At 70.1% G+C, this 23,500-nt stretch carries 19 protein-coding genes and 2 tRNA genes; 16 read left to right on the top strand and 5 right to left on the bottom strand.

Annotation, left to right across the window (positions count from 1 at the left end; translation table 11 throughout):
- Window positions 1-26: 26 nt before the first annotated feature.
- Window positions 27-512: a tRNA adenosine(34) deaminase TadA gene (gene tadA / locus B6N23_RS07065; RefSeq protein ID WP_119022016.1), complete on the top strand. Its 486-nt coding sequence runs from the start codon at window positions 27-29 to the stop codon at window positions 510-512.
- Here tadA and B6N23_RS07060 read toward each other — a convergent pair.
- Together B6N23_RS07060 and mltF are read right to left on the bottom strand one after the other, a co-directional pair.
- Window positions 468-2,501, bottom strand: coding sequence for a GGDEF domain-containing protein (locus B6N23_RS07060; protein ID WP_305503186.1), 2,034 nt, complete (start codon window positions 2,499-2,501; stop codon window positions 468-470). The two genes, tadA and B6N23_RS07060, sit on opposite strands and share 45 nt — an antisense overlap.
- On the bottom strand, window positions 2,467-3,948 hold the full coding sequence (mltF, locus tag B6N23_RS07055; protein WP_305503184.1) for a membrane-bound lytic murein transglycosylase MltF: 1,482 nt from the start codon (window positions 3,946-3,948) through the stop codon (window positions 2,467-2,469). The genes B6N23_RS07060 and mltF overlap by 35 nt, the downstream gene beginning before the upstream one ends.
- Window positions 3,949-4,116: 168 nt before the next feature.
- Here mltF and purL point away from each other — a divergent pair, with 168 nt between their 5' ends.
- The 9 genes from purL to nadA all read left to right on the top strand — a co-directional run bounded on the left by purL (window position 4,117) and on the right by nadA (window position 15,536).
- The gene (purL, locus tag B6N23_RS07050) at window positions 4,117-8,148 is read left to right on the top strand and encodes a phosphoribosylformylglycinamidine synthase (RefSeq protein WP_305503182.1); all 4,032 of its coding nucleotides are present in this window, start codon (window positions 4,117-4,119) and stop codon (window positions 8,146-8,148) included.
- Window positions 8,149-8,311: 163 nt separating this feature from the next.
- The gene (locus B6N23_RS07045; protein WP_305503180.1) at window positions 8,312-9,133 is read left to right on the top strand and encodes a crotonase/enoyl-CoA hydratase family protein; all 822 of its coding nucleotides are present in this window, start codon (window positions 8,312-8,314) and stop codon (window positions 9,131-9,133) included.
- A 48-nt stretch (window positions 9,134-9,181) separates the two neighbouring features.
- Complete coding sequence (gene radD, locus B6N23_RS07040; protein ID WP_305503178.1) at window positions 9,182-11,065, top strand: DNA repair helicase RadD; 1,884 nt, start codon at window positions 9,182-9,184, stop codon at window positions 11,063-11,065.
- A gap of 235 nt (window positions 11,066-11,300) precedes the next feature.
- The gene (locus B6N23_RS07035; RefSeq protein ID WP_379686779.1) at window positions 11,301-12,224 is read left to right on the top strand and encodes a segregation and condensation protein A; all 924 of its coding nucleotides are present in this window, start codon (window positions 11,301-11,303) and stop codon (window positions 12,222-12,224) included.
- Complete coding sequence (scpB, locus tag B6N23_RS07030; protein WP_305503176.1) at window positions 12,221-13,096, top strand: SMC-Scp complex subunit ScpB; 876 nt, start codon at window positions 12,221-12,223, stop codon at window positions 13,094-13,096. Before B6N23_RS07035 ends, scpB begins: the two co-directional genes overlap by 4 nt.
- Window positions 13,093-13,944 carry a 23S rRNA pseudouridine(2605) synthase RluB gene (rluB, locus tag B6N23_RS07025; RefSeq protein WP_119022008.1) on the top strand — a complete coding sequence of 284 codons (852 nt, stop codon included), beginning with the start codon at window positions 13,093-13,095 and terminating at the stop codon, window positions 13,942-13,944. Before scpB ends, rluB begins: the two co-directional genes overlap by 4 nt.
- 76 nt (window positions 13,945-14,020) lie before the next feature.
- Window positions 14,021-14,096: transfer RNA gene (locus tag B6N23_RS07020), tRNA-Lys, on the top strand.
- A gap of 29 nt (window positions 14,097-14,125) precedes the next feature.
- Window positions 14,126-14,201 (top strand) — tRNA-Lys (locus tag B6N23_RS07015).
- A gap of 306 nt (window positions 14,202-14,507) precedes the next feature.
- Window positions 14,508-15,536, top strand: a complete 1,029-nt coding sequence (nadA, locus tag B6N23_RS07010) for a quinolinate synthase NadA (RefSeq protein ID WP_169957502.1) — start codon at window positions 14,508-14,510, stop codon at window positions 15,534-15,536.
- A 16-nt stretch (window positions 15,537-15,552) separates the two neighbouring features.
- Here the strand turns inward: nadA and B6N23_RS07005 are convergent, their stop codons facing one another.
- Window positions 15,553-17,016: a M48 family metalloprotease gene (locus B6N23_RS07005; protein ID WP_305503173.1), complete on the bottom strand. Its 1,464-nt coding sequence runs from the start codon at window positions 17,014-17,016 to the stop codon at window positions 15,553-15,555.
- A gap of 151 nt (window positions 17,017-17,167) precedes the next feature.
- Between B6N23_RS07005 and B6N23_RS07000 the strand changes: the two genes are divergently transcribed.
- A complete protein-coding gene (locus tag B6N23_RS07000; protein WP_305503171.1) occupies window positions 17,168-17,416 on the top strand; it encodes a sulfurtransferase TusA family protein in 249 nt (82 codons plus the stop codon).
- Window positions 17,413-18,513: an AI-2E family transporter gene (locus B6N23_RS06995; protein ID WP_305503169.1), complete on the top strand. Its 1,101-nt coding sequence runs from the start codon at window positions 17,413-17,415 to the stop codon at window positions 18,511-18,513. Before B6N23_RS07000 ends, B6N23_RS06995 begins: the two co-directional genes overlap by 4 nt.
- A gap of 44 nt (window positions 18,514-18,557) precedes the next feature.
- Here B6N23_RS06995 and B6N23_RS06990 read toward each other — a convergent pair whose 3' ends face one another.
- Window positions 18,558-19,031, bottom strand: coding sequence for a peroxiredoxin (locus B6N23_RS06990; RefSeq protein WP_305503166.1), 474 nt, complete (start codon window positions 19,029-19,031; stop codon window positions 18,558-18,560).
- A 200-nt stretch (window positions 19,032-19,231) separates the two neighbouring features.
- Between B6N23_RS06990 and dapA the strand changes: the two genes are divergently transcribed.
- From dapA to purC, 4 genes are read left to right on the top strand one after another with little or no spacing between them, the layout of a single operon-like run.
- Window positions 19,232-20,116: a 4-hydroxy-tetrahydrodipicolinate synthase gene (dapA, locus tag B6N23_RS06985; protein WP_119022002.1), complete on the top strand. Its 885-nt coding sequence runs from the start codon at window positions 19,232-19,234 to the stop codon at window positions 20,114-20,116.
- A gap of 44 nt (window positions 20,117-20,160) precedes the next feature.
- The gene (locus B6N23_RS06980) at window positions 20,161-21,126 is read left to right on the top strand and encodes a lipoprotein, NlpB (RefSeq protein WP_302141065.1); all 966 of its coding nucleotides are present in this window, start codon (window positions 20,161-20,163) and stop codon (window positions 21,124-21,126) included.
- Entirely contained in the window at window positions 21,126-21,914 is a 789-nt protein-coding gene (locus tag B6N23_RS06975; RefSeq protein ID WP_302141067.1) for an MBL fold metallo-hydrolase, read from the top strand. Before B6N23_RS06980 ends, B6N23_RS06975 begins: the two co-directional genes overlap by 1 nt.
- 54 nt (window positions 21,915-21,968) lie before the next feature.
- Window positions 21,969-22,682, top strand: coding sequence for a phosphoribosylaminoimidazolesuccinocarboxamide synthase (gene purC / locus B6N23_RS06970; RefSeq protein WP_305503163.1), 714 nt, complete (start codon window positions 21,969-21,971; stop codon window positions 22,680-22,682).
- Between the two features lie 69 nt (window positions 22,683-22,751).
- Here purC and tsaA read toward each other — a convergent pair whose 3' ends face one another.
- Window positions 22,752-23,474 carry a tRNA (N6-threonylcarbamoyladenosine(37)-N6)-methyltransferase TrmO gene (gene tsaA / locus B6N23_RS06965; RefSeq protein WP_305503160.1) on the bottom strand — a complete coding sequence of 241 codons (723 nt, stop codon included), beginning with the start codon at window positions 23,472-23,474 and terminating at the stop codon, window positions 22,752-22,754.
- Window positions 23,475-23,500 lie beyond the last annotated feature (26 nt).

Below are 23,500 nucleotides of genomic sequence, written 5' to 3'. Positions count from 1 at the left end.
CGTCGGGCCACTCATACAGATGTTTCATGGCAGTCTACATGGAGTCGAGGGCGTTGCGCAGCGATGAGTTCTACATGCACCGGGCGCTGGACCAGGCCCGACTGGGCTTGGCCGCCGGCGAGGTGCCGGTGGGGGCCGTGGTGGTGGATGGCGCGGGCGAGATCGTCGGCGAGGGTTTCAACGCCCCGGTGGGGGGGCGCGACCCTAGTGCCCATGCCGAGATCCGCGCCCTGCGCGATGCCGGCGCCCGGCTCGGCAACTATCGCCTCGACGGCTGCACCCTCTACGTGACCCTGGAGCCTTGCCTGATGTGTACCGGGGCCATCATCCATGCCCGCCTGGCCCGGGTGGTCTACGGCGCTGCCGAGCCGCGCACCGGCATGGTGGAGTCGAAGGCCAACCTCTTCGCCCAACCCTGGCACAACCACCGGGTCGAGGTAGTCGGCGGCCTGCTGGCCTCCCGCGCTTCACGGCTGCTTCGGGAGTTCTTCGCTGCCCGGCGCGGCGAGTGACTCCGCCAGCCTGGCCCGGTTGCGGCCGGCGCCCTTGGCCCGGTAGAGCGCCATGTCTGCCGCATTCAGCAGGTCGTCGACCCCCAGGGGGCCGGGGGCGCCTGTCGCCACGCCGATGCTGATGGTGAGCGGGGTGCCATCGGCGTGGGTCAGGCCGCGGGCCGCAACGGCCTCGCGCAGGGTGTCGGCGACCCGCATGGCCTCCGGGCCCTCCCGGCCGGGCAGGCAGGCCACGAACTCCTCGCCGCCCAGGCGGGCGAAGAGCCCGCCGGCCGGCTCGATCACCTCGCGACCCAGGCGGCCGGTCTCGATCAGGTAGCGGTCGCCCTCCAGGTGCCCGAGGCGGTCGTTGATCCGCTTGAAATGGTCGATGTCGCAGAGCAGCACGCTGATGGGCTGGCGCGGGTCGTGGGCGCGCAGCGCCTGCAGGAAGGTGCGCCGGTTGGGTAGGCCGGTAAGCTCGTCATGGCCGGCCAGCCACTCGACCTCCTGCTGCAGCCGGGTGCGCTTGCGGATCTCGCGGCGCAGCTCGTGGTTGGTGCGTCGCACCGCCCGGTGCTGGTTGGCCATCTCCTGCTGGGAGAAGAGCACCAGATAGAGCAGCTGGGCCAGCAGCAGGCCCACGCTCAGGCTCACCACCGGCTGACGGGGCAGGTCGCCCAGCAGCCGAGGCAGAGTGGGCTCGGCGCGCAGTACCAGGGGGATGCCGGAGAGATCCAGCTCGGCTTCCAGCTGCCAGGGCCCCAGGCGAGCCTCGGCGGACTGGTGGGCGAGGCGCTCGCCGCCATGGAACAGGCTGAGCTGCTGGGTGCCGGGGTCGATGGCGGTAAACAGCGTCTCGGCAAGGACCGGAAGGCTGACCACCATGGCCACGGCGCCTCTCGGGTGTGACTCATGCGAGAGGAAGAGCGGCAGGTAGTGGATCACCCCCGGGCCGCCCTGCAGCAGCTCGATGATATCGGTGCGCGCCTCCCTGCCGTGCTGCAGGGCGCTTATCACCGCCTCGCGTCCGGCGGGCTGATCCTCGAGGAGCCGGGAGCCGAGTATCCGCAGGTTGTGCGCGTTCGGTGGGTGCACCAGCTGGATGCGGGTTGCGGCGTCGATATAGGCGATGTTCAGGAAGTAGCGGAAGTCACGCTGATAGGGCGCCGCCTGGGTGGCCCAGTCGGTCGAGCCGGGCGTGGCGGCCGTGAGGCGCCAGACGTTGGCAAAGCGGCGCATGGCGGCGAGGTGGTCGTGGATCTCCCGGGAGAGGCTCTCGGCCATCTGGGCATGCTGCTGGCCGATGCGCTCGGCGAGCTCGCGCTCGCCGAGCGCCTTCTGGTGATGCCAGAAGAGCAGGCTCAGCAGGGCCAGGCAGAGCGCCGGCCACAGGGCGCGGCGCAGCCGGAAGGCGTGCTGTTGCCAGGCGCCGGCGACATCGACCATCTGGCCCGCCAGCAGGGTCAGCAGGATGGCCTGATCGAGCCAGCTCCCCCGCAGGGACAGCAGGGCGGGCGCCGAGTGGAATGCCTCGGCCGCCTGGGCCAGCAGCAGCAGGCCGGCGATCCCGAGCAACATGGGGGCGCCGAGGCCGGCGCGGGTGCGCACCGCAAGGCTCAGCAGCAGGGCGATCAGGCACAGGGTCAGCAGCAGCGGGGGGCGCCAGTCCACCAGCAGGCTGCCCGTCAGCAGCCGGTCGGCCAGCCGATCCCAGGCGGCATGGGGCAGCCAGTGTTCCGGTAGCAGATAGCTGACCAGGCACAGCGTCAGGAGCCCCAGGGCCGGCCACAGCAGCGCCTGGGCAGCGACAGGGCCCAGGCGATACCAGAGCAGCTGCCCCAGTGCAGCCATGACCAGAAGCACGGCGGTGGGAAGCGAGCCGTAGAGGCCGATTACGGCCAGGGCCAGGGCGATCAGGCTCCCCAGCAGCGCCGCCAGGCTGGCCGCGATGGCCCAGACGCTTACCGGGCGTTCACTGGCCAGGCGCAACGGATAGTATGGCGTCATGGCTCTCTTCCGGCTCCGGCAGCCGGGCGTTGAGCAGGTAGAACTGCTCCTGGCTGCGGTCAACGTAGCTCAGTATCTCGTGGTAGCGCCGAATATTGCGCACGTAGATCACCGGCTCGCCGCCGCGGGCATAGCCATGGCGGGTCTGGCTGTGCCACTCGCGCTCCTGCAGCAGCGGCAGCGACTCGCGCACGTCGGCCCAGCGGTCCGGGTCGCCGCCACGCTGCTCGGTGATGCGCCGGGCGTCGTAGAGGTGGCCCAGACCCACATTGTAGGCCGCCATGGCCATGAACAGGCGGTCCTCTCCGGTTATCGACTCGGGCAGCCGATCCTTTAGCTCGCGCAGGTAGCGGGCGCCGCCCTCGATGCTCTGGGCGGGGTCCAGGCGGTCGCTCACCCCCAGGTCGCCGGCGGTGGGCAGGGTCAGCATCATCAGCCCGCGTACCCCGGTGGGGGAGGTGGCCTCCGGGTCCCAGTGGGACTCCTGGTAGCCCCGCGCGGCCAGCAGCTTCCAGTCGAAGCCGGTCTGGCGGGCCGCCTCCCGGAACAGCTCGGTGTAGTCCGGGAGGCGGGCGTGGAGGTGCTGGATGAAGGTGCGCGCGCCCACGTACTCCAGGTAGTCGTCATGGCCGAAATAGCGCGCCACCAGGGCCTCGAGTTCACCCTCGTCGTGAAGCGCCGCGAGGAAGCGGTTGGCCGCCTGCGCCAGCGCCAGGCCACCCTCAGCGGGAAAGGCCCAGGCCAGGGAGAGCGGCTCGCCCAGCGCGAAGCCACGCTCCACCCCGGGGAAGAAGAGCCGGTTGAGGCGGAACTGGTGCTCGAAGAGCACCGCGGCGTCGAGCCGCCCGTCCTCGACCCAGCGCAGCAGCTCGGCGGCCTCCAGGTCATCGGACTCCTCCCAGGCGAGCGACGGGTGCTCGGCCTTGAGCTCGCGCAGCACCCGGTCGGTGCCGGCGCCGGCCAGGGTGCCGAGGCGCAGTCCCTGCAGCCGGTCCAGGCCGGTCACCGGCGGCAGGCCGCGGCGGTAGACCAGCACCGGCTGCAGCTCGAGGATCGGCCGGCTGAAGATCACTCCGTCGAGGCCCGGGGTCAGCGGCAGTGCGGCGGCCCCCAGGTCGCCCTCCCGGCGGACGGCCTCGAGCACGCTGGCGATATGGTGGTCCGCGCGCAGCGCCAGGCTCACGCCCAGGGAGGCGGAGAAGCGGCGTACCAGCTCGTATTCGAAGCCGGTGGGCCCCTCGCGTCCCTCGTAGTAGGTGGTGGGGGTGTTGCGGGTGTGCACCTGCAGGAACTCGCGGGCGAGGATCCTCTCCAGGTGCCGGCCGTCGGGCGTGCCCGGGGAGGCGGGCCACAGGCCCAGCAGGAGCGCGCCGGCCAGGCCCAGAGCGGGCAGGGCAGGGCGGCGGCGCCAGCGGCGCAGGAGCTGATCGATCGGCGGCAGGGGCATGCGGGGGACGGCTGGCGATGACGACCCACCACCATAACCAGCTGCGGCGCGGCTGTCATCCGTGCGATTTCTCACCGCGATTTCTTCCGCCCCGGGCTTTCCAGTATCATATGCGCTCTCTGCCGCTGGCCGCGGCCCCTCCTTGATGATTTCCAGAGGCTCCAGGATATGCTCGAACTGCGCGGCGCCCCCGCCCTCTCCGCCTTCCGTCACGCCAAGCTGCTGGCCGCCCTGCGCGAGGCGGCGGCCGACGTCGAGTCGCTGCAGGCGGAGTACGTGCATTTCGTCGACCACGACGGCGAGCTCTCCGGCGATGAGCTGGCCGTTCTGGAGCAGCTGCTGGACTATGGTTCTCAAGTTAAGGGTTCTCAAGTTAAGGGTTCTCAAATTCAGGGTTCTCAAATTCAGGGTTCTCCCGTCGAGGTTTCCCAGATCGAGGAGCGCGCCGAGGGCCAGCTGTTCCTGGTGGTGCCGCGCATCGGCACCCAGTCGCCCTGGTCCTCCAAGGCCACCGATATCGCGCGCAACTGCGGCCTGACCCAGGTGCGCCGCCTCGAGCGTGGCATCGCCTACCGGGTCAAACTCAGGGGCGTGCTCTCCGAGCAGGCCTACGAGGGCATCCGCGCCACTCTGCACGACCGAATGACCGAGACGGTGCTGGCCGACAGCTCCGACGCGGCACGGCTCTTCGCCCACCATGAGCCGGCGCCCCTGGGCAGCGTCGACATCCTCGCGGGCGGTCGCGAGGCGCTGGAGGCCGCCAACGTCGCCCTCGGCCTGGCCCTGGCCGAGGACGAGATCGACTACCTGGTGGCGGCCTTCCGCGACCTGGGCCGCAACCCCACCGACGTCGAGCTGATGATGTTCGCCCAGGCGAACTCCGAGCACTGCCGCCACAAGATCTTCAACGCCGACTGGGTGATCGACGGCGAGGCGCAGACGCACTCGCTGTTCAAGATGATCAAGAACACCTACCAGGCCTCCCCGGAAGACATCCTCTCGGCCTACAGCGACAACGCGGCGGTGATCAAGGGCGCCACGGCGCCGCGCTTCTTCCCGGCCCCGCTGACCGGCCAGGCCGGCGAGCGCGCCGTCTACGGGAGCGTCGAGGAGCCGATCCAGATTCTCATGAAGGTGGAGACCCACAACCACCCCACGGCCATCGCCCCGCATCCGGGCGCGGCCACCGGCGCCGGCGGCGAGATCCGCGACGAGGGCGCCACCGGCATCGGCGGCAAGCCCAAGGCGGGTCTCACCGGCTTCACCGTCTCCAACCTGCGCATTCCAGAGTTCGTGCAGCCCTGGGAGGCCTTCGACTACGGCAAGCCCGAGCGCATCGTCTCGGCCCTCGAGATCATGCTGGAGGGCCCCATCGGCGGGGCGGCCTTCAACAACGAGTTCGGCCGCCCCAACCTGGCCGGCTACTTCCGTACCTACGAGCAGGACACCCTGGGGGCCAACGGCATCGAGCGCCGCGGCTTCCACAAGCCGATCATGCTCGCCGGTGGCTACGGCAACATCCGCGACGGCCACGTCCAGAAGGGCGAGATCCCCGTCGGCGGCAAGCTGATCGTGATGGGCGGCCCCGCCATGCTGATCGGCCTGGGCGGGGGCGCGGCCTCCTCCATGGCCTCCGGCACCTCCAGCGCCGACCTGGACTTCGCCTCGGTGCAGCGCGGCAACCCCGAGATCGAGCGTCGCGCCCAGGAGGTGATCGACCGCTGCTGGGCCCTGGGCGAGTCCAACCCCATCCGCTTCTTCCACGATGTCGGCGCCGGCGGGCTCTCCAACGCCCTGCCGGAGCTGGTCAAGGACGGCGAGCGCGGCGGCCTGTTCGACCTGCGTGCGGTGCCCAACGCCGAGCCGGGCATGAGCCCGCTGGAGATCTGGTGCAACGAGGCCCAGGAGCGCTACGTGCTGGCGGTGGCCGCGGAGGACCTCGACACCTTCGACGCCCTGTGCCAGCGCGAGCGCTGCCCCTATGCGGTGGTGGGCGAGGCCACCGAGGCGCACCACCTGGAGGTGCGCGACGGCCACTTCGAAAGCAAGCCCGTCGACCTGCCGATGAGCGTGCTGTTCGGCAAGCCGCCGAAGATGACCCGCGAGTTCAGCCGCCAGAGCACCGAGATGCCCGGCGTGATGCTCGACAACCTCGACCTGCGCGAGGCCATGGACCGTGTGCTGCGCCTGCCCACCGTGGCCTCCAAGAGCTTCCTGATCACCATCGGCGACCGCTCCATCACCGGCCAGGTGGCCCGCGACCAGATGGTCGGCCCCTGGCAGGTGCCGGTGGCCGATGTCGCCGTGACCACGGCCAGCTTCGACACCCACGCCGGCGAGGCCATGGCCATGGGCGAGCGTCCGCCGGTGGCGCTGATCGACCCCGCCGCCAGCGCCCGCCTGGCGGTCGCCGAGGCGATCACCAACCTGGCCGCCGCGCCCATCGCCAAGCTCGGCGATATCAAGCTCTCCGCCAACTGGATGAGCGCCGCCGACCACCCCGGCGAGAACCAGGCGCTCCATGACGCCGTCCACGCCGTGGGCATGGAGCTCTGCCCGGCGCTCGGCATCGCCATCCCGGTGGGCAAGGACTCCATGTCCATGCGCACCGCCTGGCAGGAGGAGAGCGGCTCTGATGAAGGGCACGGCGAGCGGGAGGAGAAGAGCATCACCTCGCCGCTGTCGCTGATCGTCACCGGCTTCGCGCCGGTCACCGATGCGCTGAAGACCCTGACCCCCCAGATCAACCTTGAGCAGGACGAGTCCGACCTGCTGCTGATCGACCTGGGCGGCGGCAAGAACCGCCTGGGCGGCTCGGCGCTGGCCCAGGTCTATGGCCAGGTGGGCAGCGAGTGCCCGGACCTGGACGACCCGGAGGACCTCAAGGCCTTCTTCGCGGTGATCCAGGGGCTCAACGCCGAGGGCAAGCTGCTCGCCTATCACGATCGCAGCGACGGCGGCCTGCTGGTGACCCTGCTGGAGATGGCCTTCGCCGCCCACGCCGGCCTCGAGATCAAGCTCGACTGGCTGGTCGACGAGCCCGCCGAGGCGGTGAATGCGCTGTTCGCCGAGGAGCTCGGCGCGGTGATCCAGGTCAACCGCCAGCACACCGAGGAGGTGCTGGCCCAGTTCGCCGCCGCCGGCATCGAGACCTGCGGCGTCATCGCCCGGCCCCGCTACGACGACCAGGTGCGGGTCACCCTCTTCGAGGAGCCGCTGCTGGAGACCACCCGCATGCTGGCCCAGCGCACCTGGTCCGAGACCAGCTACCGCCTGCAGGCGCTGCGCGACAACCCGGAGTGCGCCAAGAGCGAGTTCGACGGCCTGCTCGATGACCGCGATCCGGGTCTCTCCGCCACCCCCGCCTTCGACGTCGACGAGGATGTCGCCGCGCCCTATCTTCAGGCACCCGGGCTCAACTTGGCTCGGCCTTCGGTGGCGGTGCTGCGCGAGCAGGGCGTCAACGGCCAGGTGGAGATGGCCTGGGCCTTCGACCGCGCCGGCTTCGAGGCCGTGGACGTGCACATGAGCGATATCCTGGCAGGCCGGGTATCGCTGGATGAATTCAAGGGGCTGGTGGCCTGCGGCGGCTTCTCCTACGGCGACGTGCTGGGGGCCGGCGGCGGCTGGGCCAAGTCGGTGCTCTTCAACGAGCGCGCCCGGGAGCAGTTCGCGGCCTTCTTCCAGCGTGACGACAGCTTCTCGCTGGGCGTCTGCAACGGCTGCCAGATGCTCTCCCAGCTCAAGGAGCTGATCCCCGGGGCCGAGTCGTGGCCGCGCTTCGTGCGCAACGAGTCCGAGCAGTTCGAGGCCCGGGTCGCCATGGTGCAGGTGGAGAAGACCCCCTCGATCCTGCTGGCCGGCATGGAGGGCTCCCGCCTGCCCATCGCCGTGGCCCATGGCGAAGGCCGCGCCGAGTTCCGCGACAGCGCCCACCTGCGCAGCATGCAGGGCAATGGCCAGGTGGCGCTGCGCTTCCTGGACAACCACGGCCAGGTCACCACCCGCTATCCGGCCAACCCCAACGGCTCGCCCTCCGGCATCACCGGCCTGACCACCCCGGATGGCCGCGCCACCATCATGATGCCCCATCCGGAGCGGGTGGTGCGCGCGGTGACCAACTCCTGGCGTCCGGCCGAGTGGACCCGGGACGGCGCCTGGCTGCGCCTGTTCCGCAACGCCAGGGTCTGGGTGGGCTGATTCACCGACCTCGCGCAGCAGCATCCCTCCAGCAGGAGATCAAAGGCGGCCTTCGGGCCGCCTTTGTCGTCTTGAGTCGCCCTCGGCATGAAACGAGTGTTTGAATGCGCGACCCGGGCCCGGCACACTCGATGCCATGGTGCCGAACAGGAGGACTGGCCAGATGGATGGAAGAAGCATGGAGGAGCGGTTCGAGGGGCGGGTGCGTCTCGGCGTCGAAGCGGGGGTGGCCGAGGTCACCCTGAGCCGACCGGAGGCCCACAATGGCCTGGACTGGGCGATGATCGACGGCCTGCTGGCGGCCCCGCGCCGCCTGGCCGCGCTCGATGGCCTGCGCGCCGTGGTGCTGGCCGGTGAGGGCGAGAGCTTCTGCGCCGGCCTGGATATGGGGGCCATCATGGGCCAGCCGGCGCGGCTGCCGTCGCTGCTCGAGGCCGACGAGGCCGGCATCAATCCGGTACAGCGCCTGGCGCTGGGCTGGCGCAACGCCGGGGTGCCGGTGATTGCCGCCCTGCACGGTCATGTCTATGGCGGCGGCCTGCAGATCGCCCTGGGCGCGGATATTCGCGTGGTGCACCCCGAGGCGCGGCTGGGCCTGCTGGAGATCGACTGGGGCATCATCCCCGATATGGCGATCAGCGTGACCGGCGCCGGACTGCGTCGGGACGCACTCCAGGAACTGACCTGGAGCGGGCGCAAGGTAAGTGGCGATGAGGCCGTTGCCATGGGTCTGGCCACCCGCCTGAGTGAGACGCCCGAGGCCTCCGCCTTGGTGAGCGCTCGGGCCATCGCCGCGCGCTCGCCCAGGGCGGTGGCGGCAGCACGTACCCTCTTCGAGATGGCGCCCGACCTGGGGTTTCGTGAGCGCCTGGCCCTGGAGGCCCGCTTGCAGGCCGAGCTGCTGGGCAGCGCCGAGCAGCAGGAGGCGGTCGCCGCCCGCCTGGAAAAACGCCCGGCCCGCTTTGACAGCCGCCGTTTGGGTTGATCCATGGCAAGCCGCTAGAATGGCGGCTTCGCTTATCTGGGCCCTGCCATGACCGTGCCCCTCTCCCTCGATGCTCTCGCCGCGCCCCCCAGCCTGCGCCCCTACCAGCAGGAGGCGGTGCGACGGGTGATCGAGCACTTTCGCGGCTCGGACGACCCCGCCGCGGTGGTGCTGCCCACCGGCAGCGGCAAGTCCCTGGTGATCGCCGAGCTGGCGCGCCTGGCCCGGGGGCGGGTGTTGGTGCTGGCCCACGTGCGCGAGCTGGTGGAGCAGAACCATGCCAAGTACCTGGCCTATGGGCTTGCGGCGGACATCTTCAGCGCGGGCCTTAAGCGCAAGCGCAAGGAGAGCGCCCGCCAGGTGGTGTTCGGCTCGGTACAGTCGGTGGTGCGAAGCCTCGAGAGCTTCGCCGCACCGGACCATCCGCGCGGCCCCTTCACCCTGCTGGTGATCGATGAATGCCACCGGGTCTCCCCCCCCGAGGACGCCAGCTACCGCCGGGTGATCGAGGCGCTGCGCGCGGCCAACCCGCGCCTCAAGGTGCTGGGGCTGACCGCCACCCCCTATCGGCTGGGCCAGGGATTCATCTACCACCGCCACCATCACGGCATGGTGCGAGGCGATGACGACTGCTTCTTTCGCGACTGCGTCTTCGAGCAGCCGCTGCGGCTGATGGTGAAGCAGGGCTATCTGGCCGAGCCGCGGCGCATCGACGCGGCCCTGTTCAGGGACGGAGAGGAGCTGCGCTATGATTTCTCGGTGCTGTCCCCCTCGGCCAGCGGGCTGTTCCGGGAGGAGGAGCTCAACCGGGTCGTGGCGGGCCACCGCGCCACCCCGGGGATCATCGCCGAGGTCATCGAGCGCGCCCGCGACCGCCAGGGGGTGATGCTCTTCGCAGCAAGCGTAGCCCACGCCGAGGAGATCCTCGGCTACCTGCCCGCCGCCGAGGCGGCGCTGGTCACCGGCGAGACCCCCCTGGCCGAGCGCGAGCGGCTCATCGCCGCCTTCAAGGCCCGCGAGCTCAAGTACCTGGTCAACGTGGCGGTGCTCACCACCGGCTTCGATGCGCCCCATGTGGATCTCATCGCCATCCTGCGTCCCACCGAGTCGGTGAGCCTCTACCAGCAGATCGTCGGCCGCGGGCTGCGCCTCTCGCCTGGCAAGCGTGACTGCCTGATCCTCGACTACGCCGGCAACCCCTGGGACCTCTATGCGCCGGAGGTGGGCTCCCCGAAGCCCGCCTCCGACAGCGAGCCGGTGCAGGTCCCGTGCCCCGCCTGCGGCCACGCCAACCTCTTCTGGGGCAAGCGCGACGGCGAGCTGGTGATCGAGCACTTCGGCCGCCGCTGCCAGGGGCTGGTGGAGGACGAGCCGCAGGCCCGTGGCGCGGCGTCGGGCGCCGAAAAACGCGGCGTGGCATCGGGCGCCGGGAAAAGGCGGCAGTGCGACTTTCGCTTTCGCTTCAAGGTGTGCGGGGAGTGCGGCGCCGAGAACGATATCGCCGCCCGGCGCTGCCACGGCTGCCAGACCCTGCTGGTGGACGCCGATGACAAGCTGAAGGCGGCGCTGCGCCTCAAGGATGCCCGGGTGCTGCGGGTGGCCGGCATGCAGCTCGAGGCCACCGTCAACGGCCGCGGGCTGCCGCGGCTCAGGGTCACCTACCACGACGAGGAGGGCGTGACGCTGGCCGAGTGGTTCGCCCTGGAGACCCCGGCCCAGCGCGGTGCCTTCGCCGCGGCCTTCCTGCGCGATCACCTGCGGGCGCCCGGCGTGCCGTTCCGGCCCACCACGCCGGAGGAGGTCGTGGCCGAGCGCCGCCGCCTGCGCCACCCCGACTTCGTGGTGGGGCGCAAGGTGGGCCGCCACTGGCAGGTGCGCGAGAAGCTCTTCGACTATGTCGGGCGCTATCGCAAGGCCAGCGAGGCTGAGTAGCAGGCATGCACGGTCCGAGCGAGAGGCGCCGGGGACAGGCCGAAAGGGAGGTCCTACGCCATGGATGGCGTCGGTAGCGTACAGGGAGGTATTCACAGCGCCTCCCTGAAGGCCTGTCGCCGGGATAGCCTCGAGCGCTGGCGGCATGTCGGCAGAAGCGGCGGCAGAACTATCTCCGGCGCCCTGCTCTTGCTAGACTGCCCCGTTGATCCTGCGTCCCGGAGAGGCACGCCGCGTGAGCGCCACCCCCGATACCGCCAGCCCCGAGCAGAGCGTCGCCGCGGCCCAGCACGCCGCGGTGCTCGGAAGGCTGTTCGACGAGCCGATCACCGAGCTGCCCGAGGATCTCTATATCCCGCCGGAGGCGCTGCGGGTCTTTCTGGAGGCCTTCGAGGGGCCCCTCGACCTGCTGCTCTACCTGATCCGCCGCCAGAACCTCGACATCTTGGCCATCGACGTGGCCGCCATCACCCGCCAGTACATCGAGTACGTGGAGCTGATGAAGGCCATGGAGATCGAGCTGGCCGGCGAGTACCTGCTGATGGCGGCGATGCTGGCCGAGATCAAGTCGCGCACCCTGCTGCCGCGCCCGCCGAAGGAGGGCGGCGACGGCGAGGAGGAGGATCCGCGAGCCGAGCTGATCCGGCGCCTGCAGGAGTACGAGCGGCTCAAGCATGCCGCCGAGGCGCTGGCCGAGCTGCCGCGCCTGGGGCGAGACTGGTTCCCGGCGCGGGCGCTGCTGCCGCCGCTGGAGTCGCGGGTGATCCATCCGGACGTGGAGCTCGGCGAGCTGCTCGGAGCCCTGGCCGGCATCCTGCGCCGCGCCGAGCTGGTGCAGTCGCACCATATCAGCCGCGAGGTGCTCTCGACCCGGGAGCGCATGCTGGCCATCATGGAGCGGCTCGGCCACGATCACTTCACCCCCTTCGAGGCGCTGTTCAGCCTGGAGGAGGGGCGGGCGGGGGTGATCGTCACCTTCATGGCGATCCTCGAGCTCGCCAAGGAGGCGATGATCGAGATCGTGCAGAACGCCCCGCTTTCACCGATCCACGTGCGCGCCCGTACCCCGGTGGAGGCGGACGAGGCCGGCGACCTGGACGACCTGGAAGCCGAGGGGGAGAGCGCCTTCGCGGACGATGATGAGGGAGGGCGGCCATGACCGCCATGGAGTATCCCGAGGCCCTGGACGAGATCCTCGAGGCGGCGCTGCTGGCGGCCGGTGAGCCGCTCTCCCTGGAGCGCCTCGACGGGCTCTTCGATGATCACGAGCGACCGCCAAGGCGCGCCCTGCGCGAGGCGCTCGAGCGCCTCGGCCTGCGCCACGAACGCGGCGCCATGGAGCTGCTCGAGACCGCCTCGGGCTACCAGCTGCGCATCCGCCCGCGGCTCTCGCCCTGGGTCTCGCGGCTGTGGGACGAGCGTCCCCAGCGCTACTCCCGGGCGCTGCTCGAGACCCTGGCGCTGATCGCCTACCGCCAGCCGGTGACCCGCGGCGACATCGAGGAGGTGCGCGGGGTCACGGTGAGCGGTTCGATCATGCGCACCCTGCTGGACCGCGGCTGGATTCGCGTGGTGGGCCACCGCGACGTGCCGGGGCGCCCGGCGGTCTATGCCACCACCCGCAGCTTCCTCGACGACTTCGGCCTGAAGACCCTCGACGAGCTGCCGCCGATGCACGAGCTCAAGGACTTCGAGGAGCCCGGGTGGATGAGCGAGGACGAGGCGCCGCCGCCGCCCCAGCACGACCTGCTGGCCCAGGCCGATGCGCCCCTCGACGATGCGTCCCTCGACGATGTGCCGGAAGAGGGCGAGCAGGCGGCAGGCACTACCGATCAGGAGGCACCGGCCGCGTCCGGTGCCACCGACGCGACGGCCGGGATGGCCGACGACAACCACGCCGGGACGGCGTCAGAACGGTCCGGCCTGAGCTTCGCCGAACTCGAGGCTCGCCTGACCGAACGTGCCCGGAGCCGCGTCGACGATGACGCTGCCCCGGGGGCGGAATCCACACCCAGTGAGAACGACTCATGAGCACTACCAGCGAAAAACTTCAGAAGGTCCTGGCACGCGCCGGGCTGGGCTCCCGCCGCGAAATGGAGACCGCCATCGCCGATGGGCGGGTCAAGGTCAACGGCCAGGTGGCGACCCTCGGCGACCGCATCGAGATGCGCGACCGGGTGCTCTTCGACAACCGCCCGGTGACCCTGCGCGGCGCCGATGAGGTGCCGCGGCGGGTGATCATGTACAACAAGCCCGAGGGCGAGCTGTGTACCCGCAAGGACCCGGAGGGTCGCCGCACCGTCTTCGACCGCCTGCCGCGGCTCAAGGGCGAGCGCTGGATCGCCATCGGCCGCCTCGACATCAACACCAGCGGCCTTTTGCTGTTCACCACCGACGGTGAGCTGGCCAACCGCCTGATGCACCCCTCCACCCAGGTGGAGCGCGAGTATGCGGTGCGGGTCATGGGCGAGGTGACCCGGCAGAACGTGGTCGCCATGGTCCAGGGCGTGATGCTCGAGGACGGGCCGGCGAACTTCACCGACGTGCAGGAGTTCGGTGGGGAGGGCATCAACACCTGGTTCCACGTGGTGATCCTGGAGGGACGCAACCGCGAGGTACGCCGCCTGTGGGAATCCCAGGGGGTCACCGTCAGCCGCCTCAAGCGGGTGCGCTACGGCAACATCTTCCTCGACAAGCGGGCCAAGGCCGGCGAGTGGGTGGAGCTCTCCCAGGCCGAGATCGATGACCTGGCCGAGCTGGCCGGGCTGGAGTCACGCAAGGTGCCGGATCTCACCCCGGACGAGAAGAACCGCTGGAGCCGCGACAAGCACAAGCGCAAGCCGGTACAGGCGATGCGCAAGCCCAAGACGCGCCGCTGAGCGGCGGCGGCGACAAAAGGCAAAAAAGTCCTTGCCAGCCAGGGGGCGGATCAGTAATATCTGCCCCCGTTCGGAAGGGTCGTTAGCTCAGTTGGTAGAGCAGTTGGCTTTTAACCAATTGGTCGTAGGTTCGAATCCTACACGACCCACCATCCGGACCTGCAGGCTTGTACGCAAGCATGGGTCGTTAGCTCAGTTGGTAGAGCAGTTGGCTTTTAACCAATTGGTCGTAGGTTCGAATCCTACACGACCCACCAGATTCGACGCCCCGGCCTCCCAGAGGTCGGGGCGTTCTGGTTTCTGGCCCGGGTGCCCGGTGAGGCGCGCCGTGAGCCGAACGGTTCGGCCCGCCGCGCGTCCAAGCGGAGCAGCGGCGCGATTTCCTGACCGGATTTCTTAACCGATAGTGGCCACGACCCCCGCCTCCTGGTCTAGAATAGGGTCCTTGCCGACGGTGGCGACAGACGCCCCGGGCAGCCGGCGCATCGTCCGCGCGGAGCGCGCGAGCCGCGATGCACCCGATCACGCAGGGGGAGCCCCTGCCAGTCACAGTGGTAGACACGATGACGATCATGACTTCACGTGCGGAGGTACGCGAGTACCTGACCCGCACCTATTGCCCCACCCGCATTCCCGCCGAGGACGAGGCGCGCGTCGAGGAGATCAAGCGGCTCCTCGAGGCCAACAACGCCGTCCTGGTGGCTCACTACTACACCGACGATGCCATTCAGCAGCTCGCCGAGGAGACCGGCGGCTGCGTGGCCGACTCCCTCGAGATGGCCCGCTTCGGCGCCCGCCACGCGGCCGACACCCTGGTGGTGGCCGGGGTGCGCTTCATGGGCGAGACCGCCAAGATCCTCTCCCCGGAGAAGCGCGTGCTGATGCCCACCCTGGAGGCGACCTGCTCGCTGGACCTGGGCTGCCCGGCCGACGAGTTCGCCGCCTTCTGCGACCAGCACCCCGACCGCACCGTGGTGGTCTACGCCAACACCTCGGCGGCGGTGAAGGCGCGCGCCGACTGGGTGGTCACCTCGTCGATCGCCGTGGAGGTGATCGAGGAGCTCCAGGCCCGCGGCGAGAAGATCCTGTGGGCCCCGGACAAGCACCTGGGCGGCTACATCCAGAAGAAGACCGGCGCCGACATGCTGCTGTGGGACGGTGCCTGCATCGTCCACGAGGAGTTCAAGGCCAAGGGGGTCGAGGAGCTCAAGGCGCTCTACCCGGAGGCCGCGGTGCTGGTGCACCCCGAGTCGCCGGCCTCGGTGGTGGCGCTGGCCGACGTGGCGGGCTCCACCTCCCAGCTGATCAAGGCCGCCCAGGCGCTGCCCAACGACAAGCTGATCGTGGCCACCGACCGCGGCATCTTCTTCAAGATGCAGCAGGCGGTGCCCGGAAAGACCCTCTTCGAGGCGCCCACCGCCGGCAACGGTGCCTCCTGCAAGAGCTGCGCCCACTGCCCCTGGATGGCCATGAACGCCCTGGACAACCTGGCCGACGCCCTGCGCCACGGCTCGGGCGAGATCCTCGTCGATGACGCCCTGCGTCAGGCGGCGCTGAAGCCCCTGGAGCGGATGCTCAACTTCCAGCGCTGATCACGGGCGCTGGGCGCTAGAACTTCTCCAGCGTCTCCCGATAGCCGATGAACGCCTCGCGGCGCTGCTCGATGCGAGCAGTGGCCGCGGCGTCTCCCTCACGCTCGGCCACCTGCCGGGCCACCTCGAGCTGACGAATCCCCTCGCTGATGCGCCCGGTGAGCTGCAGCTGCTCGGCCCGGGCCAGGTGTCCCCAGGCCTCGCGTCCGCTGCGCCCGGCGGCTTCCGCCAGCAGGGTGAACACCTGCGGGTCCTCGTGGCGGCGCTCGGCCAGTTCGCGCAGCACCCGCCACGCCTCGTCGGGGTCGCGCTGCAGCAGCGCCTCGCCCCGGGTCAGGGTGGCGGGCAGGTGCCCCGGCATCAGCCGCAGCAGGCGGCGGCTGCGCTCGATGGCGTCGTCGTAGCGGCCGGCATCGAAGGCCACCTGGGCGGCGGAGGCGGGCAGCAGCCCCAGGTCGGGCTCCTGGCGGGCCAGGGCGTCGAGGGTCGAGAGGGCCGCCTCGACGTTGCCCCGACGGGCCTCCACCAGGGCGCCCAGGTAGCGTCGGGCGGCGTCGGGCACGTCGTCCTGGGCGAGCCGGGTGATGGCCTGCTGGGGGTCGCGCTCGTGGATGGTCAGCAGGGCGCGGGCGCGCACCAGGTGGTACTGGAGGTCGTCGTCGCGGGGGGCGGCGACCGAGAGCTGACCGGCGCGGTCCTGGGCATCGCCGATGCGCGACTCGGTCACCGGGTGGGTGAGCAGGAACTCCGGCGGGTTGCCGCCCTGCAGCCTGGCCATGCGCTGCATGGCCTGGAACATGCGCACCATGGCCTGGGGGTCGTAGCCCGCCTGGGCCATGGCCTGCAGGCCGATGCGGTCGGCCTCCTGTTCGAAGCGCCGCGAGTAGGCCAGCTGGTCCTGGATGAAGGCGGCCTGGGAGCCCATGGCCACGCCGATGCCGGCGTCGCCCCCGCCGGCGGCGGCGATCAGCATGCCGGCCAGCATGGCGGCCATGGCGGGTACCTGGGTCTGCTCGGTGCGGGCCTGGCCGCGGGCGTAGTGGCGCTGGGAGAGGTGGCCGAGCTCGTGGGCCAGCACCGAGACCAGCGCCGCCTCCTCCTCCGCAAAGGCGAACAGGCCGGCATTCACCCCGATGATGCCCCCCGGCACGGCGAAGGCGTTGAGCTGGCGGCTGTCGACCAGGGTCACCAGCGGCTGGCTGCCGCCCAGCCCGCTGTGGGGCAGCAGGCGCGCGATCATCGACTCCACGTAGTGCTGGGCGATGGGGTCCTGCCACTGGGGGGCCCGCGCCTGGAACTGGCGCAGCCAGGCCCGCCCCAGGCGAAATTCCTCGCCGCTGGCGGCCTGGCTGTCGCCGCTGGCCAGGCTCGGCAGCCCGGCGGCGCTGTCCCACTGGGGCTGGGTCCACTGGCCGGCGGCGGGCAGGGGCAGCGCCAGGCACAGGGCGCCGGCGGCGAGTCGGGGAAAACGGCGCGGCATGCTCGGGGTCTCCTGTGGTGGGCCGAGGTGGCCCATGGTCTGACATTGATTCAGCCGGTAAAGTGCCTTTAAATCCCAAGGGTTTCCGTGCCGCGCGGCCATCCGTCGTCCGGCAGCAATCCGCCCCACCCCCATTGTTCCGGGAGAGATCATGGCTCTGCAACCCGATGACCTGCTCGACGCCCGCGGTCTTCCCTGTCCGCTGCCGCTGCTCAAGGCGAAGCAGGCGCTGGCGCGCCTGGCCCCGGGCCAGCTGCTCGAGGTGATGGCCACCGACGCCGGCTCCTGGCGGGACTTCGAGACTTTCACCGCCCAGAGCTCCCACGAGCTGCTGGAGCGAGAGGAGCGCGGCGACACCTACCACTACTGGATCCGCAAGGGCGGGGAGGGCAATTCATGACCCTGCGGGCGGTCTTCAAGAGCTGGATCGACCACTACTTCTCCGACGAGGAGGCGGTGATCCTGCTGGTGCTGCTGGTGCTCGGCTTCGCGGTGGTGATCCTCTTCGGCCGCATGCTGGCGCCCTTCCTCACCGCGCTGGTGATCGCCTTCCTGCTGCAGGGGGCGGTGGGCTGGCTGGAGCGGCGCCACGTGCCGCACCTGATGGCGGTGAGCCTGGTGTTCCTGGGCTTCATTGGCCTGCTGCTGGCGCTGGCCTTCATCCTGATGCCGCTGATCTGGAACCAGCTGGTGGGGCTGGTGCAGGAGACGCCACGCATGTTCGCCAGCGGCCAGCAGCTGCTCGACGACCTGCAGGAGCGCTACCCGCACCTGGTGACCCCCGACCAGATCCAGAACTGGATCGCCGTGGCCGGCCGCGAGATGACCCAGTTCGGCCAGCGCGCCCTGACCCTGTCGCTGGCCTCCCTGGGCAACGTGCTGGCGCTGATCATCTACCTGGTGCTGGTGCCGATTCTGGTCTTCTTCCTGCTCAAGGATCGCGAGAAGCTGGTGGACTTCACCCTCTCGCTGCTGCCCCAGAAGCGCGCCCTGATGACGCGCATCTGGCACGAGATGGACGACCAGATCGCCAACTACGTGCGCGGCAAGTTCATCGAGATCATCATCGTCGGCACCGTCTCGTTTCTCACCTTCGCCTACTTCGGGCTGCCCTATTCGGCGCTGCTGGCGGTGCTGGTGGGCTTCTCGGTGCTGGTGCCCTACATCGGCGCGGCGGTGGCCACCCTGCCGGTGGCGGCGGTGGCCGGCTTCCACTTCGGCATGACCAGCGAGTTCGCCTATGTGCTGATCGCCTACGGCATCATCCAGGCGCTGGACGGCAACGTGCTGGCCCCGATTCTCTTCTCGGAAACCAACAATATCCACCCGGTCTCGATTATCGTGGCGGTGCTCTTCTTCGGCGGGATCTGGGGCTTCTGGGGGATCTTCTTCGCCATCCCGCTGGCGACCCTGCTCAAGGCGCTGGTCTACGCCTGGCCGAGGGGGATCCAGCGGCACAAGCGCGAGGAGGCGGCCGAGGCCCTGGCCGAGGAGTGAGCCACGGGCCTGCGAGACCGCATCGGCGGCGCAGGCCCCTGGGATCAGCCGGCGTGCAGCGCCTGGGCGGCCTCCAGCACCTCCTGGGCGTGGCCCGGCACCTTGACCCCGCGCCACTCCCGGGCGAGGTTGCCCTCGGCGTCGATCAGGAAGGTGCTGCGCTCTATCCCCAGGTGCTCCTTGCCATACAGCTTCTTGAGCTTGATGACGTCGAAGAGCCCGCACAGGGTCTCCTCCTTGTCGGAGATCAGCTCGTAGTTGAAGGCCTGCTTGGCCTTGAAGTTCTCCTGGGCGCGGAGGCCGTCCCGGGAGACCCCGAGGATCACGGTGTTGGCGGCCTCGAAGGCCTCCTTGTGGTCGCGGAAATCGCCGCCCTCGGTGGTGCAGCCCGGGGTGCTGGCCTTGGGGTAGAAGAAGAGCACCACCTGCCGGCCCTTGAGCTCGGAGAGGGTGACCGTGGTGTCGCCGGTGGCGATGGCGGTAAAGTCGGGGACCGGCTGGCCTGTGCTCACGCTCATGGAAGTCTCCTGCGCGTTGGTGGGGGGGGAGATTGATTACACGCAAGCGGCGCGGCGCTGTCAAAGTGGTGCGCCTCGCTGTACAGGCTCTGGCCGGCTGAGTACCATTTGACCCTTGATGCGGGCCACGGGCCCCACTCCCTGTCGACCCGGTGGTTACCGGGCCGTGGCGCAGCCGTCGAATCGAGAGGAAAGAAAGGATGATCACTGGCAGTATCGTCGCCCTGGCGACGCCGATGAAGGTCAATGGCGACATCGACTGGGAGGCGCTGCGTCGCCTGGTGAACTTCCACCTCGACAACGGCACCGATGGCATCGTGGCCGCCGGCACCACCGGCGAGCCCACCACCATGTCGTTCGCCGAGCACTTCGACGTCATCCGCACCGTGGTGGAGGAGGTCGATGGTCGCATCCCGGTCATCGCCGGCACCGGCGCCAACGCCACCTCCGAGGCCGTCGAGCTGGCCCGCTACGCCGGCGAGGTGGGGGCCGACTACTGCCTGTCGGTCTGCCCCTACTACAACAAGCCCACCCAGGAAGGCCTCTACCGCCACTTCAAGGCGGTGGCCGAGGGCAGCAAGCTGCCGGTGATCCTCTACAACGTGCCCGGCCGCACCGCCTGCGATCTCTACAACGAGACCGTGCTGCGCCTGGCCGAGGTGGACAACATCGTCGGTCTCAAGGATGCCACCGGCAACCTGGAGCGCGCCGAGGACCTGATCTCGCGGCTCAAGGGCAGCGGGTTCATGCTCTACTCCGGCGACGACGCCACCGCCTGCGACTTCATGCTGATGGGCGGCCACGGGGATATCTCGGTGACCGCGAACGTGGCCCCCCGGGCCATGCACGACCTGTGCGTCGCGGCGGTGGCCGGCGATGCCGACCGCGCCCACCAGCTCAATACCCGGCTGATGCCGCTGCACACCAACCTGGGCATCGAATCCAACCCGATCCCGGTGAAGTGGGCGCTCTACCGCATGGGGCTCGTCGAGCCGGGCATCCGCCTGCCGCTCACCTGGCTCTCGGAGAAGTACCACTCCACGATCAGCGAGGCCCTGCAGCTGGCCGGCGTGATCGAGGACTGATCGGCGTCGTGCCGGAACCTGGAGAACTGATGCAAGGTAGACGCATGAACTCAGCGCTGAAATGGCTGCCTCTGGTGGCCGCCGTGGCCCTGGCGGGCTGCGCTCGCCCCGACGGCTACTACCACGACCGCAACGTCGACTACGCCGAGGCACGTATCGCCCCGGCGCTGACCCTGCCCGAGACCCGGGACCCCCAGCGCTACCGCGATGCCATGCCGGTGCCCCAGGCCGCCGGTGATTTCCAGGCCGCCGACGGCCGCTTCCGCGCACCGAGCCCTCAGGCCCTGGGCGCCGGTCGCGCCGTGGAGCGCGACTTCGTCGAGCGCCGTACCATCGGCCGCGACGCCTGGCTGGTGGTGGGCGCCGACCCCGGCACCGTCTGGCCCCAGCTCGAGGACTTCGCCCGCAGCCGCGGCCTGGGCATCCAGGCCAGCGACTCCTCCCGCGGGGTGATCGAGACCGGCCAGGCGCGCCTGAGCGTGCGCCAGGGGCTGCGCGCCGGCGACAGCGAGGTGCGCTGCGACCAGGGCGGGGCCCCGGTGGGCGCCTGCCTTGACGCCCTGGAGTCCTTCTTCGGCGCGCGCAGCGCCACTGCCAGCGCGTCGTCCCTGGCCGCCCAGCGCCTGGCCGGCGAGTCGCGCCTCAGCCTCGCGCAGCGTGGCGACGAGTGGCTCGTCGAGATCCCGCTGGAGCTCGATCGCACCTGGGCCGAGCTCGATCACCAGCTGCGCCAGGACTTCACCGTGGAAGAGCGCCGCGAACTGCTGGAGAGCGACCCGGCGAGCCACGAGTTCCTGATCAGCTACATGACGGTCACCGAGCGCAACCGCAATCCGCTGCAGATCGTCTTCAGCGCCGACGTGCGCCAGATGCACCAGCAGATCCGCCTGGTGCTGGAGTCCGAAGGCCCCCGGCAGACCGTGCTGCGGGCGGTGAACGCCAGCGAGCGCGGCTTCAGCCCCGAGGACCAGCGCGAGCTGCTCGAACGGGTATCGGGCCTGCTGCGCTGATGACGGAAGGGCAGCAGGCCGGGAGGCTGCGCTTCGCCTCCCTGGGCAGCGGCAGCAAGGGCAATGCGACCCTGGTCAGCGACGGCGAGACCCACCTGCTGGTGGACTGCGGCTTCGGCCTGCGCGAGACCGAGCGTCGGCTTGCCGACTTCGGGCTGCACCCGCGCCAGCTCGATGCGGTGCTGGTCACCCACGAGCATGGCGACCATATCCGCGGCGTCGGCCCCCTGGCGCGACGCCACGGCGTGGCGGTCTACCTGACGCCCGGCACCTGGGCCTCGGGGCGGCTCGGCGAGCTGCCGAGCCGCCACTGGATCACCCCCCAGTCACGCTTCGCGGTCAAGGGGTTGACCATCGACCCGGTGACCGTGCCCCACGATGCCCGGGAACCGGTGCAGTTTCGCGTCCACGGCGGCGAGCGTAGCCTGGGGGTGCTCACCGACCTGGGCCACCCCACCGAACACGTGGCCGAGGCCTTCGCCGGCTGCGACGCCCTGGTGCTGGAGTGCAACCACGATGTGCAGATGCTGGCCGATGGCCCCTATCCGCCGCGGCTGAAGCGCCGGGTGGGCGGCGACTGGGGGCACCTGGCCAACGCCCAGGCCGCCGCCCTGCTGCCGCGCCTCGGCCTGGATCGACTGCAGCACATCGTCTGCTCGCATCTGTCGGAACACAACAACCGCCCCGAGCTGGCCCTGGCGGCCCTGGTGCCGCTGCTCGACGGCGACGACTCCCGGCTCAGGGTCTCCTGCCAGGAGGCGGGCCTGGCGTGGCAGGCCATTGCCTGACCCCAGCCCCTGAGCTCCCCCACTACCACCTACCCCAAGCCTCCGGAGGCTTCCATGGAAAAGCGTCAAGAACTCTATGCCGGCAAGGCCAAGTCGGTCTTCGCCACCGATGACCCTTCCCGGGTGATCCTGCAATTCCGCGATGACACCAGCGCCTTCGACGGCGAGCGCATGGAGTCGCTGGCGCGCAAGGGCATGGTCAACAACTGCTTCAATGCCTTCATCATGGAGAAGCTGGCGGCGGCCGGCGTGCCCACCCACTTCGAGAAGCGCCTCTCCGCCACCGAGAGCCTGGTCAAGTCGCTGAAGATGATTCCGGTGGAGTGCGTGGTGCGCAACATCGCCGCTGGTGGCCTGGTCAAGCGCCTGGGGGTCACCGAGGGGCAGGAGCTCACCCCGCCCACCTTCGAGCTGTTCCTGAAGAACGATGCCCTGCACGACCCGATGATCAACGAGTCCCTGGCCGAGACCTTCGGCTGGGCCACGCCCGAGCAGCTGGCCGAGATGAAGGCGCTGACCTTCAGGGTCAACGAGGTGCTCAAGGGGCTGTTTGCCGACGGTGACCTGCTGCTGGTGGACTACAAGCTGGAGTTCGGCCTCTTCGAGGGGCAGATCGTGCTGGGCGACGAGTTTTCCCCGGACGGCTGCCGGCTGTGGGACGCCAAGACCCGCGAGAAGCTCGACAAGGATCGCTTCCGCCAGGGGCTCGGCGGCGTGATCGAGGCCTACGAGGAGGTCGGCCGTCGCATCGGCGTCGAGTTCGTCTGATCGCGCCGGCGGTTGCCGCCTGAACGACGAAGGGCCCCTCGGGGCCCTTCGTCGTGTCTGGTGCCGCGCTCAAGCCGCCACGATCGCCACCACCTCCATGCGGGTCTCCTCGCCGACGGCGACGGCGCGGAAGCGCACGTCCACATCGCGCAGGCGCACGCCGTAGGTGCGCGCCTCGGCCCCCTTCCGGTAGGCGGGGCGCGGATCCTGGGCCAGCACCTGGATGATCAGCTCGCGCAGGGAGTCACCGTCGGGGCGTTCGGCCAGGGTCGCGGCGGCCTCGTCGTTGAACGCCACCGCCAGCTGTGGCGGGGCCTCGGGGGCGAAGCCGGCGCGGGCCTCGGGGCGAGACTCCGCCCAGGGCAGGTAGGGCTTGATATCGAGCACCGGCGTGCCGCTGACCAGGTCGGCGCCGGCCAGGGCCAGGCGCACGCCGCGGCGGGTGTCGATCGCGAGGAGCTCCACCAGCGACAGGCCCAGGCGATTGGGGCGATGGGTGCTGCGGCTCGCGAAGACCCCCACCTTGGCGTTGCCGCCGAGGCGCGGCGGACGCACCAGCGGCGTCCAGCGCTCGGGGCTCTCGTGAAAGACGAAGGTGAGCCACAGGTGGCTGAAGGCCTCGAGGCCACGCACCGCCAGCGGGTCGTCGAAGGGGGGTGCCAGCACCAGGCTGGCCCGGGCCGCCGGCGCCAGCCCCGGCTGGCGGGGAATGCCGAACTTGTCGGGGTAGTCGCTCTCGATGACGCCGATCGGCGACAGCGTGAAGGCGTCGGGGAGGGGGAGTTCGCTCATGGGCGGATTATGCCCGGCGCCGGCGC

The organism is Halomonas alkalicola (assembly GCF_030704205.1).
Taxonomy (GTDB): domain Bacteria; phylum Pseudomonadota; class Gammaproteobacteria; order Pseudomonadales; family Halomonadaceae; genus Halomonas; species Halomonas alkalicola.
This window is presented reverse-complemented; position numbering and strand designations above follow the sequence as displayed.

Bases quoted from the DNA above. Each gene is read 5' to 3' on its own strand.
- scpB (WP_305503176.1), top strand. From the start codon at position 12,221: ATGACCGCCATGGAGTATCCCGAGGCCCTGGACGAGATCCTCGAGGCG.
- B6N23_RS07060 (WP_305503186.1), bottom strand. From the start codon at position 2,501: ATGACGCCATACTATCCGTTGCGCCTGGCCAGTGAACGCCCGGTAAGC.
- B6N23_RS06980 (WP_302141065.1), top strand. From the start codon at position 20,161: ATGAACTCAGCGCTGAAATGGCTGCCTCTGGTGGCCGCCGTGGCCCTG.
- tadA (WP_119022016.1), top strand. From the start codon at position 27: ATGGCAGTCTACATGGAGTCGAGGGCGTTGCGCAGCGATGAGTTCTAC.
- dapA (WP_119022002.1), top strand. From the start codon at position 19,232: ATGATCACTGGCAGTATCGTCGCCCTGGCGACGCCGATGAAGGTCAAT.
- mltF (WP_305503184.1), bottom strand. From the start codon at position 3,948: ATGCCCCTGCCGCCGATCGATCAGCTCCTGCGCCGCTGGCGCCGCCGC.
- B6N23_RS07005 (WP_305503173.1), bottom strand. From the start codon at position 17,016: ATGCCGCGCCGTTTTCCCCGACTCGCCGCCGGCGCCCTGTGCCTGGCG.
- B6N23_RS06975 (WP_302141067.1), top strand. From the start codon at position 21,126: ATGACGGAAGGGCAGCAGGCCGGGAGGCTGCGCTTCGCCTCCCTGGGC.
- tsaA (WP_305503160.1), bottom strand. From the start codon at position 23,474: ATGAGCGAACTCCCCCTCCCCGACGCCTTCACGCTGTCGCCGATCGGC.
- nadA (WP_169957502.1), top strand. From the start codon at position 14,508: ATGACGATCATGACTTCACGTGCGGAGGTACGCGAGTACCTGACCCGC.
- radD (WP_305503178.1), top strand. From the start codon at position 9,182: ATGACCGTGCCCCTCTCCCTCGATGCTCTCGCCGCGCCCCCCAGCCTG.
- B6N23_RS06995 (WP_305503169.1), top strand. From the start codon at position 17,413: ATGACCCTGCGGGCGGTCTTCAAGAGCTGGATCGACCACTACTTCTCC.
- purC (WP_305503163.1), top strand. From the start codon at position 21,969: ATGGAAAAGCGTCAAGAACTCTATGCCGGCAAGGCCAAGTCGGTCTTC.
- B6N23_RS06990 (WP_305503166.1), bottom strand. From the start codon at position 19,031: ATGAGCGTGAGCACAGGCCAGCCGGTCCCCGACTTTACCGCCATCGCC.
- B6N23_RS07000 (WP_305503171.1), top strand. From the start codon at position 17,168: ATGGCTCTGCAACCCGATGACCTGCTCGACGCCCGCGGTCTTCCCTGT.
- rluB (WP_119022008.1), top strand. From the start codon at position 13,093: ATGAGCACTACCAGCGAAAAACTTCAGAAGGTCCTGGCACGCGCCGGG.
- purL (WP_305503182.1), top strand. From the start codon at position 4,117: ATGCTCGAACTGCGCGGCGCCCCCGCCCTCTCCGCCTTCCGTCACGCC.
- B6N23_RS07045 (WP_305503180.1), top strand. From the start codon at position 8,312: ATGGATGGAAGAAGCATGGAGGAGCGGTTCGAGGGGCGGGTGCGTCTC.